The sequence below is a fragment of the Egicoccus halophilus genome, from assembly GCF_004300825.1.
Lineage (GTDB): Bacteria > Actinomycetota > Nitriliruptoria > Nitriliruptorales > Nitriliruptoraceae > Egicoccus > Egicoccus halophilus.
Map to the genome: position 1 here is coordinate 2233050 of NZ_CP036250.1, position 20957 is coordinate 2254006.

The 20957-nt window shown below is 72.3% G+C and carries 23 protein-coding genes and 1 tRNA gene; 20 read left to right on the plus strand and 4 right to left on the minus strand.

Annotated features, from left to right (window positions below; genetic code table 11):
• Positions 1-2: 2 nt before the first annotated feature.
• From ELR47_RS09915 to ELR47_RS09965, 11 genes are all read left to right on the plus strand, one after another.
• A tRNA-Glu gene (locus tag ELR47_RS09915) sits at positions 3-75 on the plus strand.
• Positions 76-362: 287 nt separating this feature from the next.
• Positions 363-1544, plus strand: coding sequence for an alpha/beta hydrolase family protein (locus ELR47_RS09920; protein ID WP_130649757.1), 1182 nt, complete (start codon positions 363-365; stop codon positions 1542-1544).
• Between the two features lie 88 nt (positions 1545-1632).
• A complete protein-coding gene (locus ELR47_RS09925) occupies positions 1633-2100 on the plus strand; it encodes a hypothetical protein (RefSeq protein WP_130649758.1) in 468 nt (155 codons plus the stop codon).
• Positions 2097-2882, plus strand: coding sequence for an inositol monophosphatase family protein (locus tag ELR47_RS09930; protein ID WP_130649759.1), 786 nt, complete (start codon positions 2097-2099; stop codon positions 2880-2882). Before ELR47_RS09925 ends, ELR47_RS09930 begins: the two co-directional genes overlap by 4 nt.
• Positions 2883-2943: 61 nt before the next feature.
• Positions 2944-3984, plus strand: coding sequence for a RecB family exonuclease (locus tag ELR47_RS09935; RefSeq protein ID WP_130649760.1), 1041 nt, complete (start codon positions 2944-2946; stop codon positions 3982-3984).
• A 63-nt stretch (positions 3985-4047) separates the two neighbouring features.
• Complete coding sequence (locus ELR47_RS09940; protein WP_130649761.1) at positions 4048-4482, plus strand: SRPBCC family protein; 435 nt, start codon at positions 4048-4050, stop codon at positions 4480-4482.
• A 1-nt stretch (position 4483) separates the two neighbouring features.
• The gene (locus ELR47_RS09945) at positions 4484-4813 is read left to right on the plus strand and encodes a hypothetical protein (protein WP_130649762.1); all 330 of its coding nucleotides are present in this window, start codon (positions 4484-4486) and stop codon (positions 4811-4813) included.
• 10 nt (positions 4814-4823) lie between these two features.
• Positions 4824-5114: an antitoxin Xre/MbcA/ParS toxin-binding domain-containing protein gene (locus tag ELR47_RS09950; RefSeq protein WP_130649763.1), complete on the plus strand. Its 291-nt coding sequence runs from the start codon at positions 4824-4826 to the stop codon at positions 5112-5114.
• A 183-nt stretch (positions 5115-5297) separates the two neighbouring features.
• Complete coding sequence (locus ELR47_RS09955) at positions 5298-5606, plus strand: cold-shock protein (protein ID WP_130649764.1); 309 nt, start codon at positions 5298-5300, stop codon at positions 5604-5606.
• A gap of 183 nt (positions 5607-5789) precedes the next feature.
• A complete protein-coding gene (clpS, locus tag ELR47_RS09960) occupies positions 5790-6095 on the plus strand; it encodes an ATP-dependent Clp protease adapter ClpS (RefSeq protein WP_130649765.1) in 306 nt (101 codons plus the stop codon).
• The gene (locus tag ELR47_RS09965; RefSeq protein WP_130649766.1) at positions 6092-6613 is read left to right on the plus strand and encodes a DUF2017 family protein; all 522 of its coding nucleotides are present in this window, start codon (positions 6092-6094) and stop codon (positions 6611-6613) included. The genes clpS and ELR47_RS09965 overlap by 4 nt, the downstream gene beginning before the upstream one ends.
• A 42-nt stretch (positions 6614-6655) precedes the next feature.
• Here ELR47_RS09965 and ELR47_RS09970 read toward each other — a convergent pair whose 3' ends face one another.
• From ELR47_RS09970 to ELR47_RS09980, 3 genes are all read right to left on the minus strand, one after another.
• A complete protein-coding gene (locus ELR47_RS09970; RefSeq protein WP_130649767.1) occupies positions 6656-7018 on the minus strand; it encodes a hypothetical protein in 363 nt (120 codons plus the stop codon).
• 115 nt (positions 7019-7133) lie between these two features.
• Positions 7134-8822: a murein biosynthesis integral membrane protein MurJ gene (murJ, locus tag ELR47_RS09975; protein ID WP_165403987.1), complete on the minus strand. Its 1689-nt coding sequence runs from the start codon at positions 8820-8822 to the stop codon at positions 7134-7136.
• The gene (locus ELR47_RS09980) at positions 8819-9697 is read right to left on the minus strand and encodes a 5'-3' exonuclease (protein ID WP_130649769.1); all 879 of its coding nucleotides are present in this window, start codon (positions 9695-9697) and stop codon (positions 8819-8821) included. Before ELR47_RS09980 ends, murJ begins: the two co-directional genes overlap by 4 nt.
• Before the next feature lie 133 nt (positions 9698-9830).
• Between ELR47_RS09980 and aat the strand changes: the two genes are divergently transcribed.
• The 9 genes from aat to ELR47_RS10025 all read left to right on the plus strand — a co-directional run bounded on the left by aat (position 9831) and on the right by ELR47_RS10025 (position 19653).
• Positions 9831-10619 (plus strand): leucyl/phenylalanyl-tRNA--protein transferase, encoded by a 789-nt coding sequence (gene aat, locus ELR47_RS09985; protein ID WP_130649770.1) that lies wholly within the window; start codon positions 9831-9833, stop codon positions 10617-10619.
• 311 nt (positions 10620-10930) lie between these two features.
• Complete coding sequence (gene ahcY, locus ELR47_RS09990; protein ID WP_130651312.1) at positions 10931-12235, plus strand: adenosylhomocysteinase; 1305 nt, start codon at positions 10931-10933, stop codon at positions 12233-12235.
• A 123-nt stretch (positions 12236-12358) separates the two neighbouring features.
• Positions 12359-13228: a hypothetical protein gene (locus ELR47_RS09995; RefSeq protein WP_130649771.1), complete on the plus strand. Its 870-nt coding sequence runs from the start codon at positions 12359-12361 to the stop codon at positions 13226-13228.
• Positions 13229-13305: 77 nt separating this feature from the next.
• Positions 13306-13812: a hypothetical protein gene (locus tag ELR47_RS10000; RefSeq protein ID WP_130649772.1), complete on the plus strand. Its 507-nt coding sequence runs from the start codon at positions 13306-13308 to the stop codon at positions 13810-13812.
• Positions 13813-14058: 246 nt separating this feature from the next.
• Positions 14059-15195, plus strand: coding sequence for a BMP family lipoprotein (locus ELR47_RS10005; protein WP_130649773.1), 1137 nt, complete (start codon positions 14059-14061; stop codon positions 15193-15195).
• A gap of 103 nt (positions 15196-15298) precedes the next feature.
• Positions 15299-16825 carry an ABC transporter ATP-binding protein gene (locus tag ELR47_RS10010; protein WP_205745179.1) on the plus strand — a complete coding sequence of 509 codons (1527 nt, stop codon included), beginning with the start codon at positions 15299-15301 and terminating at the stop codon, positions 16823-16825.
• Position 16826: 1 nt separating this feature from the next.
• Positions 16827-18119: an ABC transporter permease gene (locus ELR47_RS10015; protein ID WP_205745180.1), complete on the plus strand. Its 1293-nt coding sequence runs from the start codon at positions 16827-16829 to the stop codon at positions 18117-18119.
• Positions 18116-19366 carry an ABC transporter permease gene (locus ELR47_RS10020; protein ID WP_205745181.1) on the plus strand — a complete coding sequence of 417 codons (1251 nt, stop codon included), beginning with the start codon at positions 18116-18118 and terminating at the stop codon, positions 19364-19366. The genes ELR47_RS10015 and ELR47_RS10020 overlap by 4 nt, the downstream gene beginning before the upstream one ends.
• Positions 19363-19653, plus strand: coding sequence for a hypothetical protein (locus ELR47_RS10025; protein ID WP_130649775.1), 291 nt, complete (start codon positions 19363-19365; stop codon positions 19651-19653). The genes ELR47_RS10020 and ELR47_RS10025 overlap by 4 nt, the downstream gene beginning before the upstream one ends.
• Before the next feature lie 19 nt (positions 19654-19672).
• Here ELR47_RS10025 and ELR47_RS10030 read toward each other — a convergent pair whose 3' ends face one another.
• On the minus strand, positions 19673-20836 hold the full coding sequence (locus ELR47_RS10030) for a pyridoxal phosphate-dependent aminotransferase (RefSeq protein WP_130651315.1): 1164 nt from the start codon (positions 20834-20836) through the stop codon (positions 19673-19675).
• Positions 20837-20957: the final 121 nt, after the last annotated feature.

Sequence of the window (20957 nt, forward strand, 5' to 3'; positions counted from 1 at the left end):
GGGGCCCCGTCGTCCAGCGGCCTAGGATCCCACCCTTTCAAGGTGGTGACGCGGGTTCGAATCCCGTCGGGGCTACGCGCGCACGACCGCACGTGGGGGCCGGCAGGACCGACCGGCCCCCACGACGGTCCTGCGCGAGGGTGCCACGCGCACGCCCACGCCCCCGTAGCGGTGCGGCTTGCCCCCGGCCGGCACCCCGTCCGCGCCGGTGCCCCGCCGAGCGGCGACACGGATGGTCGAGTGACCAAGGTGGCCGGCTTGCGGCGTCGTTCCGGCTGCCGTACCCGTGGAACGACCACCGGAACGGGGACCTCGTGCAGCGTCCAGGACGACGGCGACACCGCATCGGCCGGCCGGTGGCCATGGGACTCGCCGCGACGTTGCTGCTCGTGGGGTGCGACGCCGACGGGTTGCCGGCGGACGATCCGACGACCGACGGGGACGAGCCGGCGGACGACGATCCCGCCGCCGACGACCCCCCCGCCGAGGGCGAGGGCCCCGAGGCGACGCCCGACGGCGACGAGGTCGATGCCTACGCCATCGCGCAGGCTGCGCAGGACGCGCCCCGTCTCCAGGGCATCACCGACGCCAGTGACTTCGTCCCCGACTTCGACGACCGGGGCCTCGAACGCTGGCAGGACGAGGTGCCCGCGATCGAGGACGTGACCGTCACCTCGACGCTCGACGGCCACGAGCAACCGGTGCTGTGGCTCCCGCCTTCCGGGCCGGACGCCCCGTTGCTGGTCGGGTTGCACACCTGGAGCACCCCCTATCTGCAACACCTCGGGATCCCGTACGCCCGCTTCGCCGAGGAGCAGGGGTGGGCGATGGTGCACCCGAACTTCCGCGGAGCCAACGACCGTCCGGAGGCGACCGGGTCGGACCTCGCCGTACAGGACGTCGTCGACGCGGTCGACTTCGCCGTCGAGGAGGGGGGAGCCGATCCGGACCGGGTCTATGCGATCGGGTTCTCCGGTGGAGGCATGATGGCGCTGCTGCTCGCCGGTCGTCATCCCGACCGCCTCGCGGGTGCCGTCGGCTGGGCGCCGAACCACGACCTGGTCGACTGGCACGCCTACACCGCCGAGCAGTTCCCCGACGAGCCGTACGCCGACTGGCTGGAGGCCTCGTGCGGTGGGGACCCGTCCACCGACGAGGCGGCCGCGGACGAGTGCCGCCACCGCAGCCCGGCCGCCCACCTCGATGCCGCCCGCGAAGCCGGCGTCCCGGTCTACCTCGCCCATGGCACCGACGACGACCTCGTTCCACCCGACCACGGTGCCCGCGCCTTCGACCAGCTCGCCGCCCCGCAGGACCGTCTCGGGGAGGAGGTCGTCGCCTCGCTGCGTGAGCTGACCCTGCCCGACGAGCTCGACGGCGAACTGGAGGTGGACCCCCTGTTCGGCGAGCAGGACCCGCCACCGCGGTTCTCCCGCGCCTCGGGGCCGGTGACGCTGGTGCTCTACGACGACGACCACGACCTGACCTACCACCCCGGCCTGCACTGGATCCTCGGCCTCGACCGCCGCCTCGCCGACGGATGACCCGGCGTCCCCGGCGTCGCCCGTGCGGCGGGGCGCCGGCAGCTACGCTGGGCCGTCACTCCCCGTGCCCCGAGAAGGGAACTGCAAGGTGGCCACCAAGATCGAGGTTCAGGTCCCCGTCGAGCGGCAGAAGGCCGCCCAGGCGGCGGGCAACTTCGAGCTCGAGGACCTTCCCGGCCGTCTGGCGCAGCCCGACGCCGCCGTCCGTGTCGGCAAGACCCCCAAGGCGGACAAGCCGCTGGCGACCGTGCGCTCGCTCAACGGCATCACCAAGCTCGTCCCGGGGCAGGTCATCGCCAACTACGGGCGCTCCGAGTCGCGCTGGGCGACGGCGTTCCAGAAGCGGCGTGCCGGCGGGGCCGAGTTCCACGAGCTGCTCAGCTACGCGCGGCAGATCATCGGCCTCGATGCCGAGGGCCAGCTGCAGATCTGCCTGATGGGGCACGCCGGCCAGGGACCGTGCATCCCACTGTGGGTGCCGCGCGAGGAGGTCACCCTCACCGTGCAGCCCAACGACATCATCCTGCGTTTCGACGACATGTCCTTCGACTGGTGAGTCGCCTGGACGACGAGCTCGCCTTCGCCCACGAGCTCGCCGACCTCGCCGATGCCCGGACCCGGGCGGCGTTCGGCGGACGCCAGGACGCCGAGGAGAAGGCCGACGGCACCTGGGTCACCGCGGTCGATCTCGACGTCGAGCGCCGCCTGCGGGCGGCGATCCGCGCCCACTTCCCCGACCACGCCGTGCTGGGGGAGGAGGACGGGCTGGACGGACCGCCGGGCGCGCCGACCTGGGTGCTCGACCCCATCGACGGGACGACCAACTTCGTCAAGGGCAACCCGGTCTTCGCCACCCTGATCGGGTTGCGGATCGACGCGGAGGAGGTCCTGGGCGTCGTCAGCGCTCCGGCGCTCGGCTCACGCTGGGCCGGCGTGGTGGGGGAGGGCGCCGACCACAACGGCACGCCCGTGCACGTCAGCGACGTCGCGCGTCTGGCCGAGGCCGAGGTGGCCTTCGGCGGGCTGGCGTACTTCGCCGAGCGCGGTCACGGCGAGTTGGTGGCCGACCTCGCCGGGCGCACGGCCCGACAGCGCGGCTACGGCGACTTCTGGCAGCACTGCCTGGTCGCCTCGGGCAGTACCGACGTGGCGATCGAGGCCGAGGTCAACCTGTGGGACCTCGTCGCGGTCAAGGCGCTGGTCGAGGCCGCCGGCGGACGCTTCACCTCGCTGGCCGGCGAACGCACCGCCGCTGGCGGCGACGCCCTCAGCAGCAACGGTCACCTGCACGACGAGGTGCTGGCGATCGTCGCCACCCACCGCACCACGGCCCGTTGACCCGGCCCCCTGTGGGGAATGTTCGGGGGACGTCGGGGGTGGGCGTTACCCTCGGGGCACGATGACGGATGCGAACACGACGACGCTGATCGAGGACGCGACGCCACCGGCCGAGGGGCCGGACGGGGCGTTGCGCCTGCTCGACGTGGACGGAGCGCCGCCGGGAACCTTCGGTGAGCTCGAGCCGGCTTCGCCGCCGCTGATCGACGGCGAGGGACGCGTACGGCTGTCGTTCAGTCGTGTGGATGCCTACGACAACTGTCCGCGACGGTTCCGCTACGCCTACGTCGACAAGTTGCCCGGCAAGCCGGGGCCGCACCTGTCGTTCGGCACGTCCATCCACGCCGCGCTCGAGGACTTCTACGACCGCAAACTGCCGGCGTGCCCCAGCGAGGAGGACCTGCTCGGGTTCCTCTACGCACGCTGGGACAGCAGCGGCTTCGCGGCGCTCCCACGGCAGGAGCAGCTCGCGTTCTACCGCCACGCGCAGGACGTGCTGCGCCGTTTCCACCGGCGGGTCGCGCCGAGCTACCGGTTGCCCGCGGCGACCGAGGCCTGGTTCGAGCTGCCGATCGGGTTCGAGGCGACCGTGGTCGGCTCGATCGACCGCGTCGACGTGGACGACGACGGCCGCTTCCACGTCGTCGACTACAAGACCAACCGCAAGGTCAAGAACCGCGAACGCGTCGCCGGGTCACTGCAGCTGGCCATCTACGCGCTGGCGTGCCGGCACCTCTTCGGGGTGCTGCCGGCGACGGTGTCGCTCGACTTCGTGGTGCCCGGCGTGATGATCACCGTGCCGCTCGAGGACCTCGACCTCGAGGCGGCCCGGGACGTCGTCCTGGCCACCGCGGCCGCCGTGCGCGAGGAACGCTACGAGCCCACGCCCAACCGGCTGTGCGACTGGTGTGACTTCCGGGCGCTGTGCCCGGCGTGGGAGGGCGGCGCCCCCGACGAGCTGCTCGGTCCCGCCGTGGAGGAGGCGCAGCGGCTGCGGCGTCGGCTCGAGCGCGAGGTCCGTACGCTGCGTGAGTTGGAGGCGGGCGTGGCCCGCATCGCGGACGAGTTGGCCACCGACGACCGTCCGCCGGCCCACCGCTAGGCTCGGCAGCCCTCCTGCGTCGGCCCGCGGCGCGGACGTCTGCTGGTGGAAGGGTCACCGATCATGGGCGAGCGCGTCAGCGACGAGACCACCATCGCTGCGTCGATGGACACCGTCTGGAACACGATCACGGATCTCGAGGCCTATCCCGAGTGGGCGGAGGGCATGCTCGAGGTCGAGCTGCTGACCACCGACGACGACGGCTACCCGGAGACCGCCCGGTTCCGCGTCGATGCCCGGGTGGCCGAGGTCACCTATGTCCTGCGCTACTCCTACGACGACTACGACGTGCGCTGGACCCTCGTGGAGGGTGAGACGATCTCCCAGCTCGACGGCGCCTACGACCTCAGCGAGACCGATGGCGGCACGTCCGTGCGGTACTCGCTGGAGGCGGACGTCGACCTCCCACTGCCGGGATTCCTCAAGAAGCGGGCGGCGAAGCAGATCCTCGACCAGGGACTGCGCGGGCTCAAGGCACGTGCCGAGGCGCAGGCCTGACGTGCCCCGCGACGAGACCGAGGCCGCCTACTTCACCCTGCTGCGGGCACGCGAGGACCTCGATGCGTTGCGACGCTACGAGGAGTACCTGCGCGACGAGGCCGGGCGGTTGCGCCGGTTCGTCAGTGAGGGCGAGGCACTGGCCGATCCCGTCGACCCGCGGCTGCGACGCGCCCTGCGTCACACCGATCAGCCGTTGCTCGACGCCGTGGGGACCCGAGCCGCCGTGCTGCGCGACGAACAGGCGCGGCTGCCCGACCGCATCGAGGCCGCCGAGGCGTTCGTGGACGACTGCGAGGTGCAGCACGAGCGGCTGCGCCGGGGACGCTGAGAGGTAGGCCGTGTACCGCGACGACCCACTCGACGACGAACTGGAGCTCCGGGCCCTGCTCGGCGACGAGGCCGTGGACGGCCTGCACGACGCCGCGCCTCCCGGTGACCGCGCGCCGGTGGAGGTGGCGCTCGACGTGCTGCGGGTGCTGCAGGGCTGGGTCGACGAGACCGCGGCGGCGCGCTGGTTCGCCCAGCCACAGAAGCGACTCGAGGGGCGCACACCGCTGCAGGCGCTGGCGGGCGGCGCCTTCGAGGAGGTCGAGGACGCCGGTCGGGCCTGGGCCGCCGCCCACGGCTGAACCGGCCGGTCCGGTGTCCTGACACCGGCAGTCGCACGTGCGGCCGTCGAGCCGCTACGCTTGCTTCCTCGCGGTGCGTCGACGTGCCGCCGGTTCACGGTGCGGTCCGCATCCGGCCAACACGGCCGAGGATCCCCGAACGAACCCTCTCGACTTGCCACTCCCACCGAGGTAGCCCTGCCCATGCCCACCGGACGCGTCAAGGTCTTCAACGCCGACCGCAACTTCGGCTTTCTCACCACCAGCGACGGCGACGAGTTCTACGTCGCCGGCGACCAGGTCGACGGTGGCGCCACGCTGCGCTCCGGTGACGAGGTCGAGTTCGAGGTCGGCGAGGGCGAGGGCGGCCGTCGCACCGCGACCGGCGTGACCGTCACCAAGCAGGCACCGGCCGACAACCCCGTGGGTCGCACGATGGCGCAGCCGCCGTCGTGGGAGGAGCTCGAGGAGCGCGAGCGGCAGCGTCGGATGGCGCGTCGCCGGAGGCGCTGACTCGGACTGACGGAGGCGCTGGTCACCCGCACGCGCTGCGCGAACGACGGTCGTCGGCTTCGACGGCGGTCGTCGTTGCGTCCGGCGACGGTAGCCCGCCCGGCGGAAGCCGGAACCGGTGGTGTCCGAGGTGCGGGGTAGGGTGGCGCCAGTCAGCGCGTACCGATTCCGGGAGGTGTACGGATGCGGCTCGCCGGTCCTTCGTCGGCTCCGGTCGAGGAACGCGTCACCGAGGTCCAGGACGTCGTCGACCCCGACCGTCCCTGGGACGTCATCGTCTGGGACGATCCGGTCAATCTCATGTCCTACGTGGTCTTCGTCTTCCGCCGGGTGTTCGGCTTCTCGGAGGACGTCGCACGCAAGCTGATGCTCGAGGTGCACCGACAGGGCAAGGCCCTGGTGGCCTCCGAACCGCGCGAGCAGGCCGAACTCTACGTCCAGCAGCTGCACGGCTACGGGCTGCAGGCGACCATGCAGCGCTCCTCGTGAGCCGGGCCTTCCGCCGTCAGGGCGACGCCATCCGCATGGACCTCGAACCGGTCGAGGTCGACCTGCTGCACTCCCTGCGTGACGGGTTGCGCGAGGCCCTGGTCGGCCACGACGTCGACGACCCGATCGTGCGACGGCTGTTCCCCACCGCCGTGAGCGGCGACGGCGAGGCCGACCGGGAACTGCGCCGGCTGCTGCACGACGAGCTGCTCACCGGGCGTCTTCGCGGCCTCGAGGAGCTCACCGCGTTGCTCGAGGGTGGCGTGCAGCAGCGCGGAAGGCTCCGGGTGCGCCTCACCTTCGAGGACGCCACCCTGGTGCTCGGCGTGCTCAACGACCTGCGGCTCGCCATCGGCGCCCGGGTCGGTATCGAGGACCTGGCCCGCGACGGCCTGGATCCCGACGACCCGGTGGTGCACCGTCTGGCGGTGATGGACCACCTCGCGTGGTTGCAGGAACAGCTGCTCGCGATCCTGGATCCCGCGTCGGTGTCGCACGACGACGACGCCCCGGAGTGACCGCACGAACCGGTCCACGGACCCGTGGGCCCGGGGGAGGGGTCAGTACCGGCCGGCCATGCGGGCCGAGAGTTCCTCGGCCGCCGCCTGCACCGCGACCTCGACCTTGCGCGACCCGGCCGCGAGGTCGGCAGCGGTCTCGCTCATCACCTGCGCCAACTGTGCGGTGCCCCAGCGTCCTCCGTCCACCTCGGCCGCTTCCCGCCGGTCGTCGGCCTCCTGCGACCAGTACAGCGCGTCCTCACCCGCGATCCTGGCGATGGTGTTGAACCGCTCGCGGAGCGCGACCGCATCATCGAGGGGGAGCGGCTCACGGACCCAGCGGTGCCGCTCGAGCGTGACGATGGCCGCGAACAGCAGCGCGGCGTCGTCGGCGTCGAGGTACAGGTCCCACACGGATGCCACAGCCAGTCCTTCGTCGGTGCCCGGACGCTACCGCGCCCGTCGGTCGACGCCACCTTGCCCGTCGGTCGACGCCATTTCGCCCGTCGGTCGACGCTATTTCGCCCGTCGGTCGACGCTATTTCGCCCGTCGGTCGACGAGGCGCTCGAGCCGTCCGGTCAGCTCCCTGGCCTCGGGAACACCGACCGCGCGCGCCACCAGGACGTACACGCTGCCGACCAGTCCGAGCGCCAGCAGCCCTTCGATGGTCGCGTGGAGGTCGATGGTCTCCACCAGCGCCCGGGCGGCGAGCGCGGCGACCGCGGCGGCGAGAGCGGCGAGGACGATGCGCCTGGCGTGCGGGCCGCCGAGACGGGTCGGTCCGAACACGATCCGCACGCGCGTACGCAGCAGCAGCCATTCGAACCAGGCGCCGACGGCGGCGCCGAACGCCAGCCCGGCACCGCCCAACCGCAGCGCGTTGGGGGCGTCGGCGGCACGCAGGGCTTCGGGCGCGACCTGCCAGGCGACGTCCCCGACCACGCTGATGCCCTGGCTGGTCGCCTGCACGGCATCGAGCGGGAACATCACGGCGATGCCGACCAGCAGGGAGACCACCACCCGCAGTACGGCGTAGATCGCCGGGGTGCGCGTGTCCCCGACGCCGTACAGCGACGACTGCAGCAGCCGTGAACTGGTGGAGGCGAGCAGACCCAGGCCGTACACGGCCAGGATCGCCCCGACCTGGACCGAGGCGTCCTCGGAGAAGTTGCCGCGCTGGTAGACGGTGGCGACCACCAGGTCACCCACGAGCACGAAGGCGACCGTGCTCGGCACGACGAAGAACGCCACCCGCCCCAGGCCCGTGTCGATGCGTTCCACCACCCGCCGGCGGTCCTCGTGGTCGAGCGTCGAGAGCGTGGGAAGTTCGGCAGCGGCGATGGCCATCCCGAACAGGCTGATCGGCAGCAGGTAGAGGACCTGCGCGTAGCCCAGCGCGGCGAGCGCCCCGCCGGCGAGCAGCGAGGCCACCACGACGTCGACGTAGGCGGCCAACTGCACCCCACCGCGGCCGGCGACGACCTGGCCGAAGCGGGACACGACCGCCCGCACGCCGGGAACGGCCAGCGAGGTGGACAGCCGCAGGCCGCGGGTCAGGCGCAGCACGCCGGGCAACTGGACGCCGAACTGCAGCGCCGAGCCGAGCACGGCGCCCCAGGCGAACGCCTGCGCCACGGTGAACTGCTCCGAGGTGGACAGGCCCACGCTGACGAGCAGCACGATGATCGCGGCGTTCCAGGCCACCGGGGCGACGTAGGACAGGAAGAACCGACGGTGCGAGTTGAGCACGCCCAGGCACCAGGCGGAGAGCACCAGCAGGCCGACACCGGGCGTCAGGATCCGCACCAGCGTGACGGTCAGCTCGAAGCGGGCGCTGCCCTCGGGCCAGCCGGGGGTGATCACCCGGGTGATCGGTCCGGCGAACACCACGCCGACGACGACCAGCACGCTCGTGACCAGCAGGAGCAGGCCGGCGATCGCACCGGCGAGGCGGCCGGCGTCCTCGCGGCGCCCCTCGGCCAGCAGCTTGGAATAGGCCGGGATGAAGGAGGCCGACAGCACGCCCTCGCCGAGCAGGTTCTGCATCAGGTTGGGGATCCGCAGCGCCGCGCGCAACGCCTCGGCGCCGATGCCGGTGCCCAGGAACGCCGCCGTCGCCGACTCGCGGACCAGGCCGGCGACCCGGGAGAGCAGGATGCCGGCCCCGACCAGCGCCGAACTGCGGCGCAGGTCGTTGCCGGACGCGTCGCCGGACGGCTCGCTCACGCGGACCACACGTCGGGGCGCTCGCGCAGCGACCCCGAGTCGACCCGGTCGCACCAGGTGGTCCACGCCTCACGGTCCGCGCCGCGCCAGACGAGCTCGTCGAGCGACGAGTCCAGCGGCACGTCGGTGACCAGCGTGGCCAGTTCCCGGTAGAGCAGGGCGTCGTCGCGACGGTCGGCGAGCGTGGCGGCCAGTCGGGCCGCTCCCCGCACCGGCACGTCCCAGTCCCCACCGTCGGAAGGAATGTCCTCCAGATGGCCGTAGCGCCCGAGCACGGCGGCCGCACCGACCTTGCCGAACCCGGGGATACCGGGGATGCCGTCGGCGGTGTCGCCCACCAGCGCGAGCAGGTCCGGAACGGACGCCGGCGCCACACCGAGCCGTTCGCGCACGCCGTCGGCGTCGTAGTACTTGTCGCGCAGCCGGTCGACCTGCACGATCCGCTCGCCACGGACCACCTGCCCGAGGTCCTTGTCCGGGGTGAGGATGCGGACCTGGTCGACCTCGTCGGCGAACCGCAACGCCGCGGTGCCCAGCGCGTCGTCGGCCTCGTACTCCCGCATCGACCACACCGTGATGCCGAGCGCCTCGACCGCGGCCTCCGCACCGTCGAACTGTGCCAGCAGGGACGCGTCGACCCCCGTGCCATCCTTGTAGGCCGGGAATCGTTCGTTGCGCCAGCTCTCGATCGGGTTGTCGAACGCGACCGCGAGGGAGGTGACCTGTTCGTCGTCGTCCTCGAGCAACTGCAGCAACGCGTTGCACAGCCCCACCGTCGCCTTGACGTCCCGGCCGTCGCGGTCCGTACGGTCGGGACGCTTGGAGAAGTGGGCCCGGAACAGTTCGTAGGTGCCGTCCACCAGATGCAGTCGCACGCCGACCGACCTCCTCGCGAGGCCCGAACGGTAGTCGGCCGCCGCGCCCCGTCCGCACCGTCCGGCCACGGCGGCCCATTCCCGCCGCTGATAGCGTGGTCGCCACGGGGAACGACGTCGGGGTGGCGGGCGGATGGCAGGAGCGCAGCGCGGCGAGCGGGCGACCGAACGCCGCTGGCTCGGTCGGCGGCCGACCGCGTCGGGGGAGCCGGGGCTGGCCCGTGCCCCGCAGCCGGTCCCGCCCTCGTCCTGGGTCCTGCCGGATCCGCACGAGGCCGACGAGGACGGGGTCGTCGGGGTCGGTGCCGACCTCGCCCCGGGCACGCTGGTCGACGCCTACCGGCGGGGCATCTTCCCCTGGCCGCACCCCGGGGTGCCGTTGCCGTGGTTCTCGCCCGATCCACGGGGCGTGCTCCCCGTCGACGGGTTCCACGTCAGCCGCTCCCTGCGTCGGCGACTGCGTACCTGCGGCTGGACGACCACGGTCGACGCCGCGTTCGGTGCCGTGGTCGCCGCCTGCGGTCAGGACCGCGGTGAGGCCGGCACGTGGATCACCGGCACGATGGCGCGGGCCTACGGGCGGCTGCACGATCTCGGTTGGGCGCACAGTCTCGAGGTGTGGTCCGACGGGCGGCTCGTCGGGGGGATCTACGGGGTGCAGGTCGGGGGCGTGTTCACCGGTGAGTCGATGTTCCACCGGGAGACCGATGCGTCCAAGGTCGCCCTGCTCGACCTGGCGCGGCGCCTGGCCACGGCCGGCGGCAGCCTGCTCGACGTGCAGCTCACCACGGCCCACCTCGCCAGCCTCGGTGCCCGCGACGTACCGCGCAACGCCTTCCTGACCGAACTCGACCGCGCCGGACGCCGCGACGTCCGGCTGCGCTGCGGCGAGCTGCCGGTGTCCCGTCTGCTCGGGGCCTGACACTTCGGTTCGGGGCGGTGGTCGCCGGGGCGTGCCCAGACGGCTGACCGACTGCGGGCGTCGGTGGCGGGCGACCGGGGCCGTCGGGCACACTCGCCGCCCCGAGGCGGTCGAGTCCGGCCCTCCCATGTCGCGTTCCCGCGACCGCCTGCAGCGCGCCGAGACGCCGGCCGGCCCGTGCACCACGCCGGCTCGCAGGCCCGCCCCGACCGGTTGCCCGTCCCCGCAGGAGTACCAACGTGTCCGACACGCAGACCATCCCGCCCGGTTCCGAGTCACAGCCGACGCCGCCGGCACCGGCCGACACCCAGATCGAGCGTCGTTACCCCGATCGGGACTTCGAGGTCCGCGACCTGGCGCTCGCCGAGTGGGGCCGCAAGGAGATCGGCCTGGCCGAGTACGAGATGCCCGGGCTGATGGCCCTGCGCGAGCGCTACGCCGACGAGCAGCCGCTGGCCGGTGCACGCATCGCCGGGTGCCTGCACATGACCGTCCAGACGGCCGTCCTCATCGAGACACTGCAGGCCCTGGGTGCCGACGTGCGCTGGTCGTCGTGCAACATCTTCTCCACCCAGGACGAGGCCGCCGCCGCCGTGGCCGAGGCCGGCACGCCGGTGTTCGCCTGGAAGGGCGAGACCGAGGAGGAGTACTGGTGGTGCATCGAGCAGTCGCTGCAGTGGCCCGACGGCTCGGGCCCGACGCTGCTGCTCGACGACGGCGGTGACCTGACCGCCTACGTCCACGAACAGCGGCCGGAGCTGCTCGCGGACGTCGTGGGGGTCTCGGAGGAGACCACCACCGGCATCAAGGCGCTGCGCCGCCTGCAGAAGCTCGGCCAGCTCCAGATGCCGGCGCTCAACGTCAACGACTCGGTCACCAAGTCGAAGTTCGACAACCTCTACGGGTGCCGCGAGTCGCTGATCGACGGGCTCAAGCGCGGCACCGACGTGATGATCGCCGGCAAGGTCGCGGTCGTCGCCGGCTACGGCGACGTCGGCAAGGGCTGCGTGCAGGCCCTCGACGCGCTCGGCGCCACCGTGTTCGTGACCGAGATCGACCCCATCAACGCCCTGCAGGCCGCGATGGAGGGCTACCGGGTCGTGCGCATGGAGGACGTCGTCGGCCAGGCCGACCTCGTCGTCACCGCCACCGGCAACATGTCGATCGTCACCCGTGACCACGTCCTGCAGATGAAGGACCACGCGATCGTCTGCAACATCGGCCACTTCGACACCGAGATCGAGACGGCGGCGCTGCGCGAGTACGAGTGGACCAACATCAAGCCGCAGGTCGACCTCGTGCACCTGCCCAACGGCAACAGCGTCCTGTTGCTCTCCGAGGGCCGGCTGATGAACCTGGGCAACGCGACCGGCCACAGCTCGTTCGTGATGTCGACCTCGTTCACCAACCAGGTGCTGGCCCAGATCCAGCTGTGGCAGCACCACGACGACTACGCCAACGAGGTGTACGTGCTTCCCAAGCACCTCGACGAGGAGGTCGCCCGCCTGCACCTGGACAAGATCGGTGCCCGGCTGACGACGCTCTCGCCCGAACAGGCCGAGTACCTCGGGGTCGAGGTGTCCGGGCCCTACAAGGACGACACCTACCGCTACTGAGGCACCAACGGCACCCGACGGCACCGACGGCACCGAGGAGCGCTGAAGAAGCGCTCGCGCCTGCCGATGGACCGGCCGGGCCCGCGCGCTGCGGGTCCGGCCGTTCGTCGTCAGGAGTCGTCGGTGAAGGTCCTCGCGGCGGTCGTCGGTCCCCTGCTCGCGGTCCTGCTGGTCGTCGGCGTCCTGGGCGGGCACGGGTCGCCCGCTGCGGACCCGTCCCCGGCCGCGTTCGAGGGCCCGGTGCAGGCGGAGGCCGGGAGCGACGCGGCGCTGCTGGCCGCCCTGGCCGCACTCGACGCGTCGCTGCCGACCGATTCCGCGCCCTCCGGCGTCGTGCTCGACGTCGAGCGGACCTGGGGCCGGCTCGAAGGCGAGGTGGTCGACACCGCCCGACAGCTGGACGCCGTCGAGGGGGAACTCCGCCGGCTGTTCGTCGCCGCGGATGCGGGCGGGACACCGGTCGCCGACGCCGTCGGCGAGGTGGCCCGCGGTTGGCTCGACCTGCGTGGGGGACTGGCACCGCTGGTGCGCTGGGAGCAGCACGACCTCGCCCGGCCGCTGGACGCCGACGACGCCGACGGGGTCGCCATCGGCGCCGACGAGGTGCGCGGACTCGCCGAGACCGGGATCGAGCAACTGCTGCGCGGTCAGCGGCGCCTCCACGACGGCTACACCGCGCTGCGGGCGGCCGGTGCCGCGGACCCGCAGGCGCAGGCCCGCCTCGACCTTCGCGCGGCGGACGCGGAGGCCTTCGATCGGAACCTGCGCCCGCGCCTGCTGCGCCTGCTCTCGGCCGACAGCGCGACCGTGCTCGTGACGACCGAGCGCTTCACCACACCGGGCAACGACGCGCGCGCCCGCGCCGGCACCGTCGTGTGCGTCGACCGCGACGCGATGGCGTCTCCCGACACCGTCCCGGGCACCACGGCGTCCGTCGACGCCGGACGGGCGCAGGGGCGCGTCGACTGTCCGGCGGCCCTGCCGGCTCCCTAGGCTGAGCGCCCGCAACCGCCCGCAACCGCCCGCGACCGCCCGCGACCGCCCGCCGACGCCTGCCGAGGGACCTGCTGATGGAGCCGCTGCCGAAGCCGGACGCACTGCTCGCGCTGCACGGCGTGACCGAGGAGCTCTTCGACACGTTGCGGGTGTGGTTCGACGTCCCGGAGCGGGTGACCCTGTCGCTGGAGGACGTCGACTCGGCCGTCGCGGAGCTCGCCGACCCGGTGCTGGTGGCCGCCCTCGCGATGCGCAAGCTGCAGGCGCTGCGGCTGCTCGCGCAGCCGGGTGTGCGCACCAGCACCGACGTGGTGGTCAGCATCGTGCAGGACCTCGACCGCGCCCTGTTGCACGCGCCGGCGCTGCACCTCGAACGGCGGGCGCGACTGGCCGACTGGGACGCCGCCTTCGAGGCGCTGGTCGAGAGCGGGGGACCGGCGGGCGAGGACGAGGGAGCCGGCGCCGACGGCGGCGAGGAGGACGCCGAGGTCCAGGCGTTCCGAGCGCTGCACGGACGGCTGCACGAGGCCGCGCAGGCCGTGGTCGAGGCGTCCGAGGGGCGGATCCGCTACTTCGTGTGAGTTCGGACGTACGTGGGGACGGCACGCCGGACCGACGTGTGCGGGGGTGGCACGACCGGAGACCGGTGAACCCGAGGTGACGCGAATGCTACGAGGCGGGTAGTACGCTGCTGCACCAGCGGCCACTGACCGCTGGTGCGCGTTCGCCCCGGTCCACCGGGACGCGCAGGGACACCCCAGGCCGCTGCTCGCCACATCCCCGGACGCCGGTGCGCTCCCGCGTCGGCTGGGAAGGACAGAAGCTTCATGAGGAAGACCACCCGCCGCGCGCTCGCGGCTGCCGTCGCCGGGGCACTCGTGCTCACGGCCTGCGGCGAGGCCCCCGAAGAGACCCCCGAGGCCACCGACCAGCCCGACGCCACCGAGGGTGACGACGAGCCGGCGGCCGACGGTGACACGGACACCGACACCGACACCGACACCGCCGACGAGACGGCGGACGCCGGCGACTTCCGCGCCTGCATGATCACCGACCAGGGCGGCGTCGACGACGGTTCGTTCAACGAGACCGCGTACAACGGTCTGCTGCGGGCCGAGGAGGAGCTCGGGGTCCAGGTCGACTACCTCGAGTCGCAGTCGGAGACCGACTTCCAGCCCAACATGCAGGCCTTCATCCAGCAGGACTGCAGCATCATCATCCCCGTCGGCTTCCTCCTCGAGGAGGTCACGATGGAGGCGGCCGAGGGCAACCCGGACCAGCGGTTCGCCATCGTCGACGTCGGCAACCCCGACGGCGTCGAGAACGTGCTGGGCCTGACCTTCAACACCTCCGAGGCCGCGTTCCTGGCCGGCTACGCCGCCGCGGCGCAGACCGAGTCGGGCATCGTCGGCACCTACGGTGGCCTCAACATCCCGACCGTGACGATCTTCATGGACGGGTTCCTCGCGGGTGTCGACCACTTCAACGAGGAGAACGGCGAGGACGTCCAGGTGCTGGGCTGGGACGGTTCCGACGGCCAGTTCACCAACGACTTCACGTCGCTGGACCTCGGTCGCAGCGTCACCGAGACGCTGATGGACAACGGTGCCGACATCATCATGCCGGTGGCGGGCCCGGTCGGTGGCGGTTCCGCCGCCGCCATCCAGGACCGCGGTGAGGGCCTGCTGATCTGGGTCGACACCGACGGCTACGAGTCGACCGACTTCGGCGACATCATGTTCACCTCCGTCATGAAGCAGATGGACGTGGCCGTGTTCGACGCCATCGAGGCGGCGCTCAACGACGAGTTCGAGGGTGGCGAGTACGTCGGCACGCTCGAGAACGACGGCGTCGCGCTGGCACCGTTCCACGACTACGAGGACCAGGTGCCGGACGGGCTGCACGACGAGCTCGACCAGCTGCGCCAGCAGATCATCGACGGTGAGCTCGAGACCACCCCGTAGTCTCGCCAGCACCGTCGGACGGGGAGGGGCCGATGTGGCACCCTCCCCGTCCGCTGCCGCCCGAGTCGTGGCGGTGGACCACCCGAGGAAGGGGACCAGCGACGTGCGTCTCGAGCTGCGTGGTATCACCAAGCGGTTTCCCGGCGTGGTGGCCAACGACTCGGTCGACCTGACGGTCGAGCCGGGTGAAGTGCACGGACTGCTCGGTGAGAACGGCGCCGGCAAGTCCACCTTGATGAACATCCTCTACGGGCTGTACTCGGCCGACGAGGGCGAGATCCTCGTCGAAGGCGAGCCCGTGCGCTTCGACGGACCCGGCGACGCCATCGCCGCCGGGATCGGCATGGTCCACCAGCACTTCATGCTGGTGCCGGTGTTCACCGTGGCCGAGAACATCACCCTCGGCGTCGAACGCACCAGCGGGCTCGGGCGCCTCGACCGCGGCGCCGCCAGTCGCGCCGTGCGCGAACTCGCCGAGTCCAGCGGCCTGCCGGTCGATCCCGACGCCGTGGTCGGCAGCCTGCCGGTCGGTCTCCAGCAGCGGGTCGAGATCCTCAAGGCCCTCTACCGCGACGCTCGGCTGCTGATCCTCGACGAGCCCACCGCCGTGCTCACGCCGCAGGAGGCCGACGACCTGTTCGACGCGGTGCGCCGGTTCGTCGCGGACGGTCGCTCGGCGATCTTCATCTCCCACAAGCTTCGGGAGCACCGGGCCCTGGTCGACCGGGTCAGTGTCCTGCGCCGGGGACGCATCGTCGGCACCGCCGACCCGCGCACGTCCTCCGAGCAGGAGCTCGCCGACCTGATGGTCGGCCGCCCGGTCGACCTCACCGTGTCACGCGCTCCCGCCGCCCCGGGCGAGCCGGTGCTGGAGGTCGAGCATCTCGTGGTTCGCGACCTGCTCGACGCGCCGGTCGTGGACGACGTCAGTCTCACCGTCCGCCGCGGCGAGATCCTCGCCGTCGCCGGCGTGGAGGGCAACGGCCAGACCCCACTCGTGCGGGCCATCACCGGGCTGGAGCCCGGCTTCGAGGGCGACATCCGTCTCGGTGGGCGCTCGATGGCGGGGCTCACGCGCAAGGAGGTGTTGCGCGCGGGGGTCGGACACGTCCCGGAGGACCGCAACCGCGAGGGGCTCGTCGCCGGGTTCTCCATCGCCGAGAACCTCGTGCTCGACCTGTGGGACGTCGCCCCCTTCGCGCGCCGGGGCGCGCTCGACTTCGGGGTCATCGAGGAGCACGCGCGCCGGCAGGTCGAGGACTTCGACGTGCGCACCCCCTCGATCCACACCAGTGCCGGGTCGCTCTCGGGCGGCAACCAGCAGAAGGTCGTGGTCGCCCGCGAGTTCCAGCGCGAGATCGACCTGCTCGTCGTGGCGCAGCCCACCCGCGGGGTGGACGTCGGCTCCATCGAGCACATCCACGCCCGGCTGGTCACCAAGCGCGACGAGGGTGCGGCGGTCGTGGTCGTCTCCTCCGAGCTCGACGAGGTGCTGGCACTGGCCGACCGCGTCGCGATCATGTTCCGGGGGCGACTGCTCGGTCCGTTCGAGACCCCGATCTCGAAGGACGCCGTCGGTCTGATGATGGCGGGGGCGTCTCCCGACGAAGCCCTGCAGAAGGGAGCCTGACGTGAGCGACTCCGACGATCGCTCGCGCGTGCCCGCCGGCAGTCGAGAGACCACCGAGACGGACGATCAGCGCGCCGAGCTCGAGGCGGCCGCGGCGCGCGACTCCGCGACGACCTCGGCCACCCTCGACGCCTCGCTCGCCCAACGGCTCGCCAAGGCGGTGACCGGGGCGAGCGTGCTCACCACGCTGCTGGCGATCTTCAGCGCGTTGGTGGTCGGCGCCTTCGTGATCCTCGCCTCCGACGAGGCCACCCGGGAGGCGCTGGGGTACTTCACCGCCCGGCCCGGCGACACCTTCGCCGCTGCCTGGAATGCGGTCGGAGGGGCCTACGGCGCCCTGATCACCGGCTCGGTCGGCGGCGTCGGCCAGCTCTCGGAGACCCTGGTCGCGGCCACCCCGTTGATCCTGACCGGCCTGGCCGTCGCGATCCCGTTGCGGGCCGGACTGTTCAACATCGGGGCCGAGGGCCAGCTCATCGCCGGTGGCCTCACGGCGGCGCTGGTCGGGTTCACGCTCAGCGGGCTGCCGCTGCTGGTGCACCTGCCGCTGGCGGTGCTGGCCGGGCTCGCGGGCGGGTTCCTGTACGGATGGTTGCCCGGGGTCCTCAAGGCCCGCACCGGGGCCCACGAGGTCATCACGACCATCATGCTCAACAACATCGCGATCCTGAGCACCAACTTCCTGCTCACGACCGCGCTGTTCCGCCGCCCCGACCGCACCGACCCGATCTCGCGCTCGGTCGAGGAGTCGGCGCGTCTGCCGCGGCTGCCGTTCATCGATTCCCAGCGCGTCAACTTCGGCCTGATCGTGGCGCTGCTGGTCGCGGTCGCGATGTTCTGGTTCCTTGAGCGCTCCACCCGCGGTTTCGAGATCAATGCCGTCGGGCAGAACGCCGATGCCGCGCTCGCCGCCGGGATGAACCCGGGGCGAGTCGTGATCCTCGCGATGGCGCTCGGTGGTGCGCTGGCCGGTACCGGTGGCGCGGCCGAGATCCTGGGCATCCACCACCGGATCACGCCCGGGTTCTCCGCGGGTCTCGGCTTCGACGGCATCACCGTGGCGCTGCTCGGACGTGGCGGGGTCGGCGGGACGGTGGCGGCCGGCCTGTTGTTCGGGGCGCTGCGCGCCGGAGGCCGGACCATGCAGGCCACCACCGGGACCTCCCTGGACCTGGTGGTCGTCATCCAGGCGCTGATCATCGTGTTCATCGCCGCGCCGGGCCTCGTCCGGGCCATCTACCGCATCCGCACCGCCGACACCGGCACCCAGATCGCCAAGGGGTGGGGCTCGTGAGCGCCGTCGCCGTCCGCAGCGAAGCCGTCCTGCGCCGCCGGAACCAGCGCTTCGGTGTCTTCTCCGTCCTCCTCGCCGCCGTCATGCTCGGGGTGTTCGCGCCCGGGTCGACCGGCCAGACGGCACGATTCATCGTCGACGCCACCCGCGACGGCGTCCCGCCGCTGCTGGTGTCGGTGTTCCCGACCGTCACCGTCCTCGGCGTGGTCGTCCTGGGAATCGCCGCCTACCAACTGGCCCGCGGCTTCGGTGAGCGGGCGCTGCTCGGCCTCGCCGCGGCCACGGGGCTGTTCGTGTTCGCGTTCCTCACCTGGGCCGCGGCCGACCAGTCGTTGTCGATGATCGGCCTGCTGCGCTCGACGCTGTTCTCGGCCACGCCGATCGCGTTCGGGGCGCTGGCGGGCGTGCTGTGCGAACGCGCCGGCGTGATCAACATCGCCATCGAGGGGCAGTTCCTCGCCGCCGCGTTCACCGGCGCGGTCGTGGGCAGTGTCACCACCAACTCGTGGTTCGGGTTGCTCGGCGGCATCGCCGCCGGGGTGCTGGTCGCCGCGATGCTCGCCGGGCTGTCGATCACCTTCAAGGCCGACCAGATCGTCACCGGCGTGGTGCTGATCGTGTTCGCCACCGGACTGACCTCGTTCCTGACCACCCAGGTGCTGGCGGGTTCGGCCGGCCTCAACCGGCCGCCGCGGTTCGGGACCTGGGCGGTGCCGGTGCTGTCCGAGATCCCAGTGCTCGGTCCGCTGCTGTTCGTCGCCACCCCGCTGACCTTCGGCATGCTCATCGCCGTCGGCTGGCTCCAGTACGCGCTGTTCCGCACCCGCTGGGGCCTGCGCCTGCGCGCGGTGGGGGAGAAGCCGCGGGCGGCGGACACCGTCGGCATCCCCGTGCTCGCCACCCGCTGGAAGGCGGTCCTGCTCGGTGGGGTGGTCGCCGGTATGGGCGGCGCGTGGTTCACGCTCGACTCGGTCGGTTCGTTCAGCCGGGAGATGACCGGCGGCCGCGGATTCATCGCGCTCGCCGCGCTGCTCGTGGGCCGCTACAGCCCGGTCGGGGCGTTCGGTGCCGCGCTGCTGTTCGGGTTCGCGACCGCGCTGGCCTCGGCACTGCAGTTGCTCGACACCGGCGTGCCGTCGTCGCTGCTGTTGACGATCCCCTACATCGTCACGATCTTCGTCGTCGCCGGCCTGATCGGCCGGCTGCGGGCGCCCGCCGCGGACGGCGAGCCCTACGAGAAGGAATGACCACCAACTGGCTGGTCGCCGCGCTCGTCCTGATGCTGCTGCTGTACGTCGGGATGGGCGCGCGCACGGCCGTGCTGCTGCGCCGGCAGGGCACCCCGACGGCCACGGCGTGGCTCGCGGGACTGCTCGCCTGGCCGCTGGTGCGCCGCATCGTCGGCCAGGCCGACGAGCATCCCGGGCCGGGGCACGGAGCGTCGGCGGGCGGCGGGGCGACGACCGACGAGGCGGCGGGCGACGAGGTGGCCGGCGACGAACGCGGTGCCGACGGAGGTCCGTCGGCGCCGTGATCGGACGTCGTCGTGGGTGTCAGCCGGCCAGGAAGTCGCCGATGCGGCGGATGCCCTCGACCAGGTCCTCGTCCCCGAGCGCGTACGACAGGCGGGCGTAGCCCGGCGCGCCGAACGCCTCACCGGGCACGACGGCGACCTTGGCCTGCTCGAGCAGCACCTCGGCGAGCTCCAACGTGGTCGTCACCTGCCGGCCGGCGTACGTACGCCCGAGCACGGCCTCGAACGACGGGAAGACGTAGAACGCCCCCTCGGGCTCGACGACGTCGACGCCCGCGATCGCGGACAGGTGCTCGACGGCCAGCCGGCGCCGCCGGTCGAACGCCTCGCGCATGCTGGCCACCGCGTCCTGCGGGCCGGTCAGGGCCTCGATCGCCGCGTGCTGGGCCACGTTGGCCACGTTGGAGGTCACCTGGCTCTGCAGCTTGTTGATCCCCTTGGCGATCACCTCGGGCGCGATCGACCAGCCCACACGCCAACCGGTCATCGCGTAGGTCTTCGCCACGCCGTTGACCAGGATCGTGCGATCGCGCGCCTCGGGCACCAGGCCCGGCAGCGACGCGAACGTCGCACCGCCGTAGACCAGGTGCTGGTAGATCTCGTCGGTGATCACCCAGATGCCGTGCTCGGCGGCCCAGCGGCCGACGGCCTCGACCTCGTCGGCGGGGTACATCGCGCCGGTCGGGTTGGACGGCGAGACGAACACCAGCGCCTTGGTCCGCTCGGTGCGGTGCTCCTCGAGCTGCTCGACGCTCGCGCGGAAGCCGGTCGCCTTCGTGGTCGGCACGGCCACGGGGGTGCCGCCGGCGAGCTTGATCTGCTCGGGGTAGCTCACCCAGTAGGGCGCCGGGACCAGGACCTCGTCGCCCGGGTCGACCAGGGCCATGAACACGTTGTAGAGCGCGTGCTTGCCGCCGTTGGTGACCGTGACCTGGGCAGGATCGACCTCCACGCCCGAGTCCGTGCGGGTGCGCTCGGCGATGGCCTGCCGCAGGTCGGCGAGCCCGGCGGCGGGGGAGTAGCGGTGGGTGGCCGGGTCCGCGGCCGCGCGCTGGGCCGCCTCGACGATGTTGCCCGGCGTCGGGAAGTCGGGTTCCCCGGCACCGAAGCCGATGACCGGCTCGCCGGCCGCCTTGAGGGCTTTGGCCCTGGCGTCGACGGCGAGCGTCGGGGAGGCTTCCATCTCGGAGATGCGGCGGGCCAGGGACACGGGTCGTCCTTCGTCAGCGACGCGGGGTGGTCGTCGGGCGTCCGGAGCCTATCCGGCAGGCGGTGGGCGCTCGCCCGATAGGCTTCCCGGCGAA

What these genes read in the sequence shown, in the direction of transcription:
- ELR47_RS09920 (WP_130649757.1), top strand. Translation starts at nt 363, where the DNA reads ATGGGACTCGCCGCGACGTTGCTGCTCGTGGGGTGCGACGCCGACGGG.
- ELR47_RS09935 (WP_130649760.1), top strand. Translation starts at nt 2,944, where the DNA reads ATGACGGATGCGAACACGACGACGCTGATCGAGGACGCGACGCCACCG.
- ELR47_RS09940 (WP_130649761.1), top strand. Translation starts at nt 4,048, where the DNA reads ATGGGCGAGCGCGTCAGCGACGAGACCACCATCGCTGCGTCGATGGAC.
- ELR47_RS09955 (WP_130649764.1), top strand. Translation starts at nt 5,298, where the DNA reads ATGCCCACCGGACGCGTCAAGGTCTTCAACGCCGACCGCAACTTCGGC.
- clpS (WP_130649765.1), top strand. Translation starts at nt 5,790, where the DNA reads ATGCGGCTCGCCGGTCCTTCGTCGGCTCCGGTCGAGGAACGCGTCACC.
- aat (WP_130649770.1), top strand. Translation starts at nt 9,831, where the DNA reads ATGGCAGGAGCGCAGCGCGGCGAGCGGGCGACCGAACGCCGCTGGCTC.
- ELR47_RS10000 (WP_130649772.1), top strand. Translation starts at nt 13,306, where the DNA reads ATGGAGCCGCTGCCGAAGCCGGACGCACTGCTCGCGCTGCACGGCGTG.
- ELR47_RS10005 (WP_130649773.1), top strand. Translation starts at nt 14,059, where the DNA reads ATGAGGAAGACCACCCGCCGCGCGCTCGCGGCTGCCGTCGCCGGGGCA.
- ELR47_RS10025 (WP_130649775.1), top strand. Translation starts at nt 19,363, where the DNA reads ATGACCACCAACTGGCTGGTCGCCGCGCTCGTCCTGATGCTGCTGCTG.
- ELR47_RS10030 (WP_130651315.1), bottom strand. Translation starts at nt 20,836, where the DNA reads ATGGAAGCCTCCCCGACGCTCGCCGTCGACGCCAGGGCCAAAGCCCTC.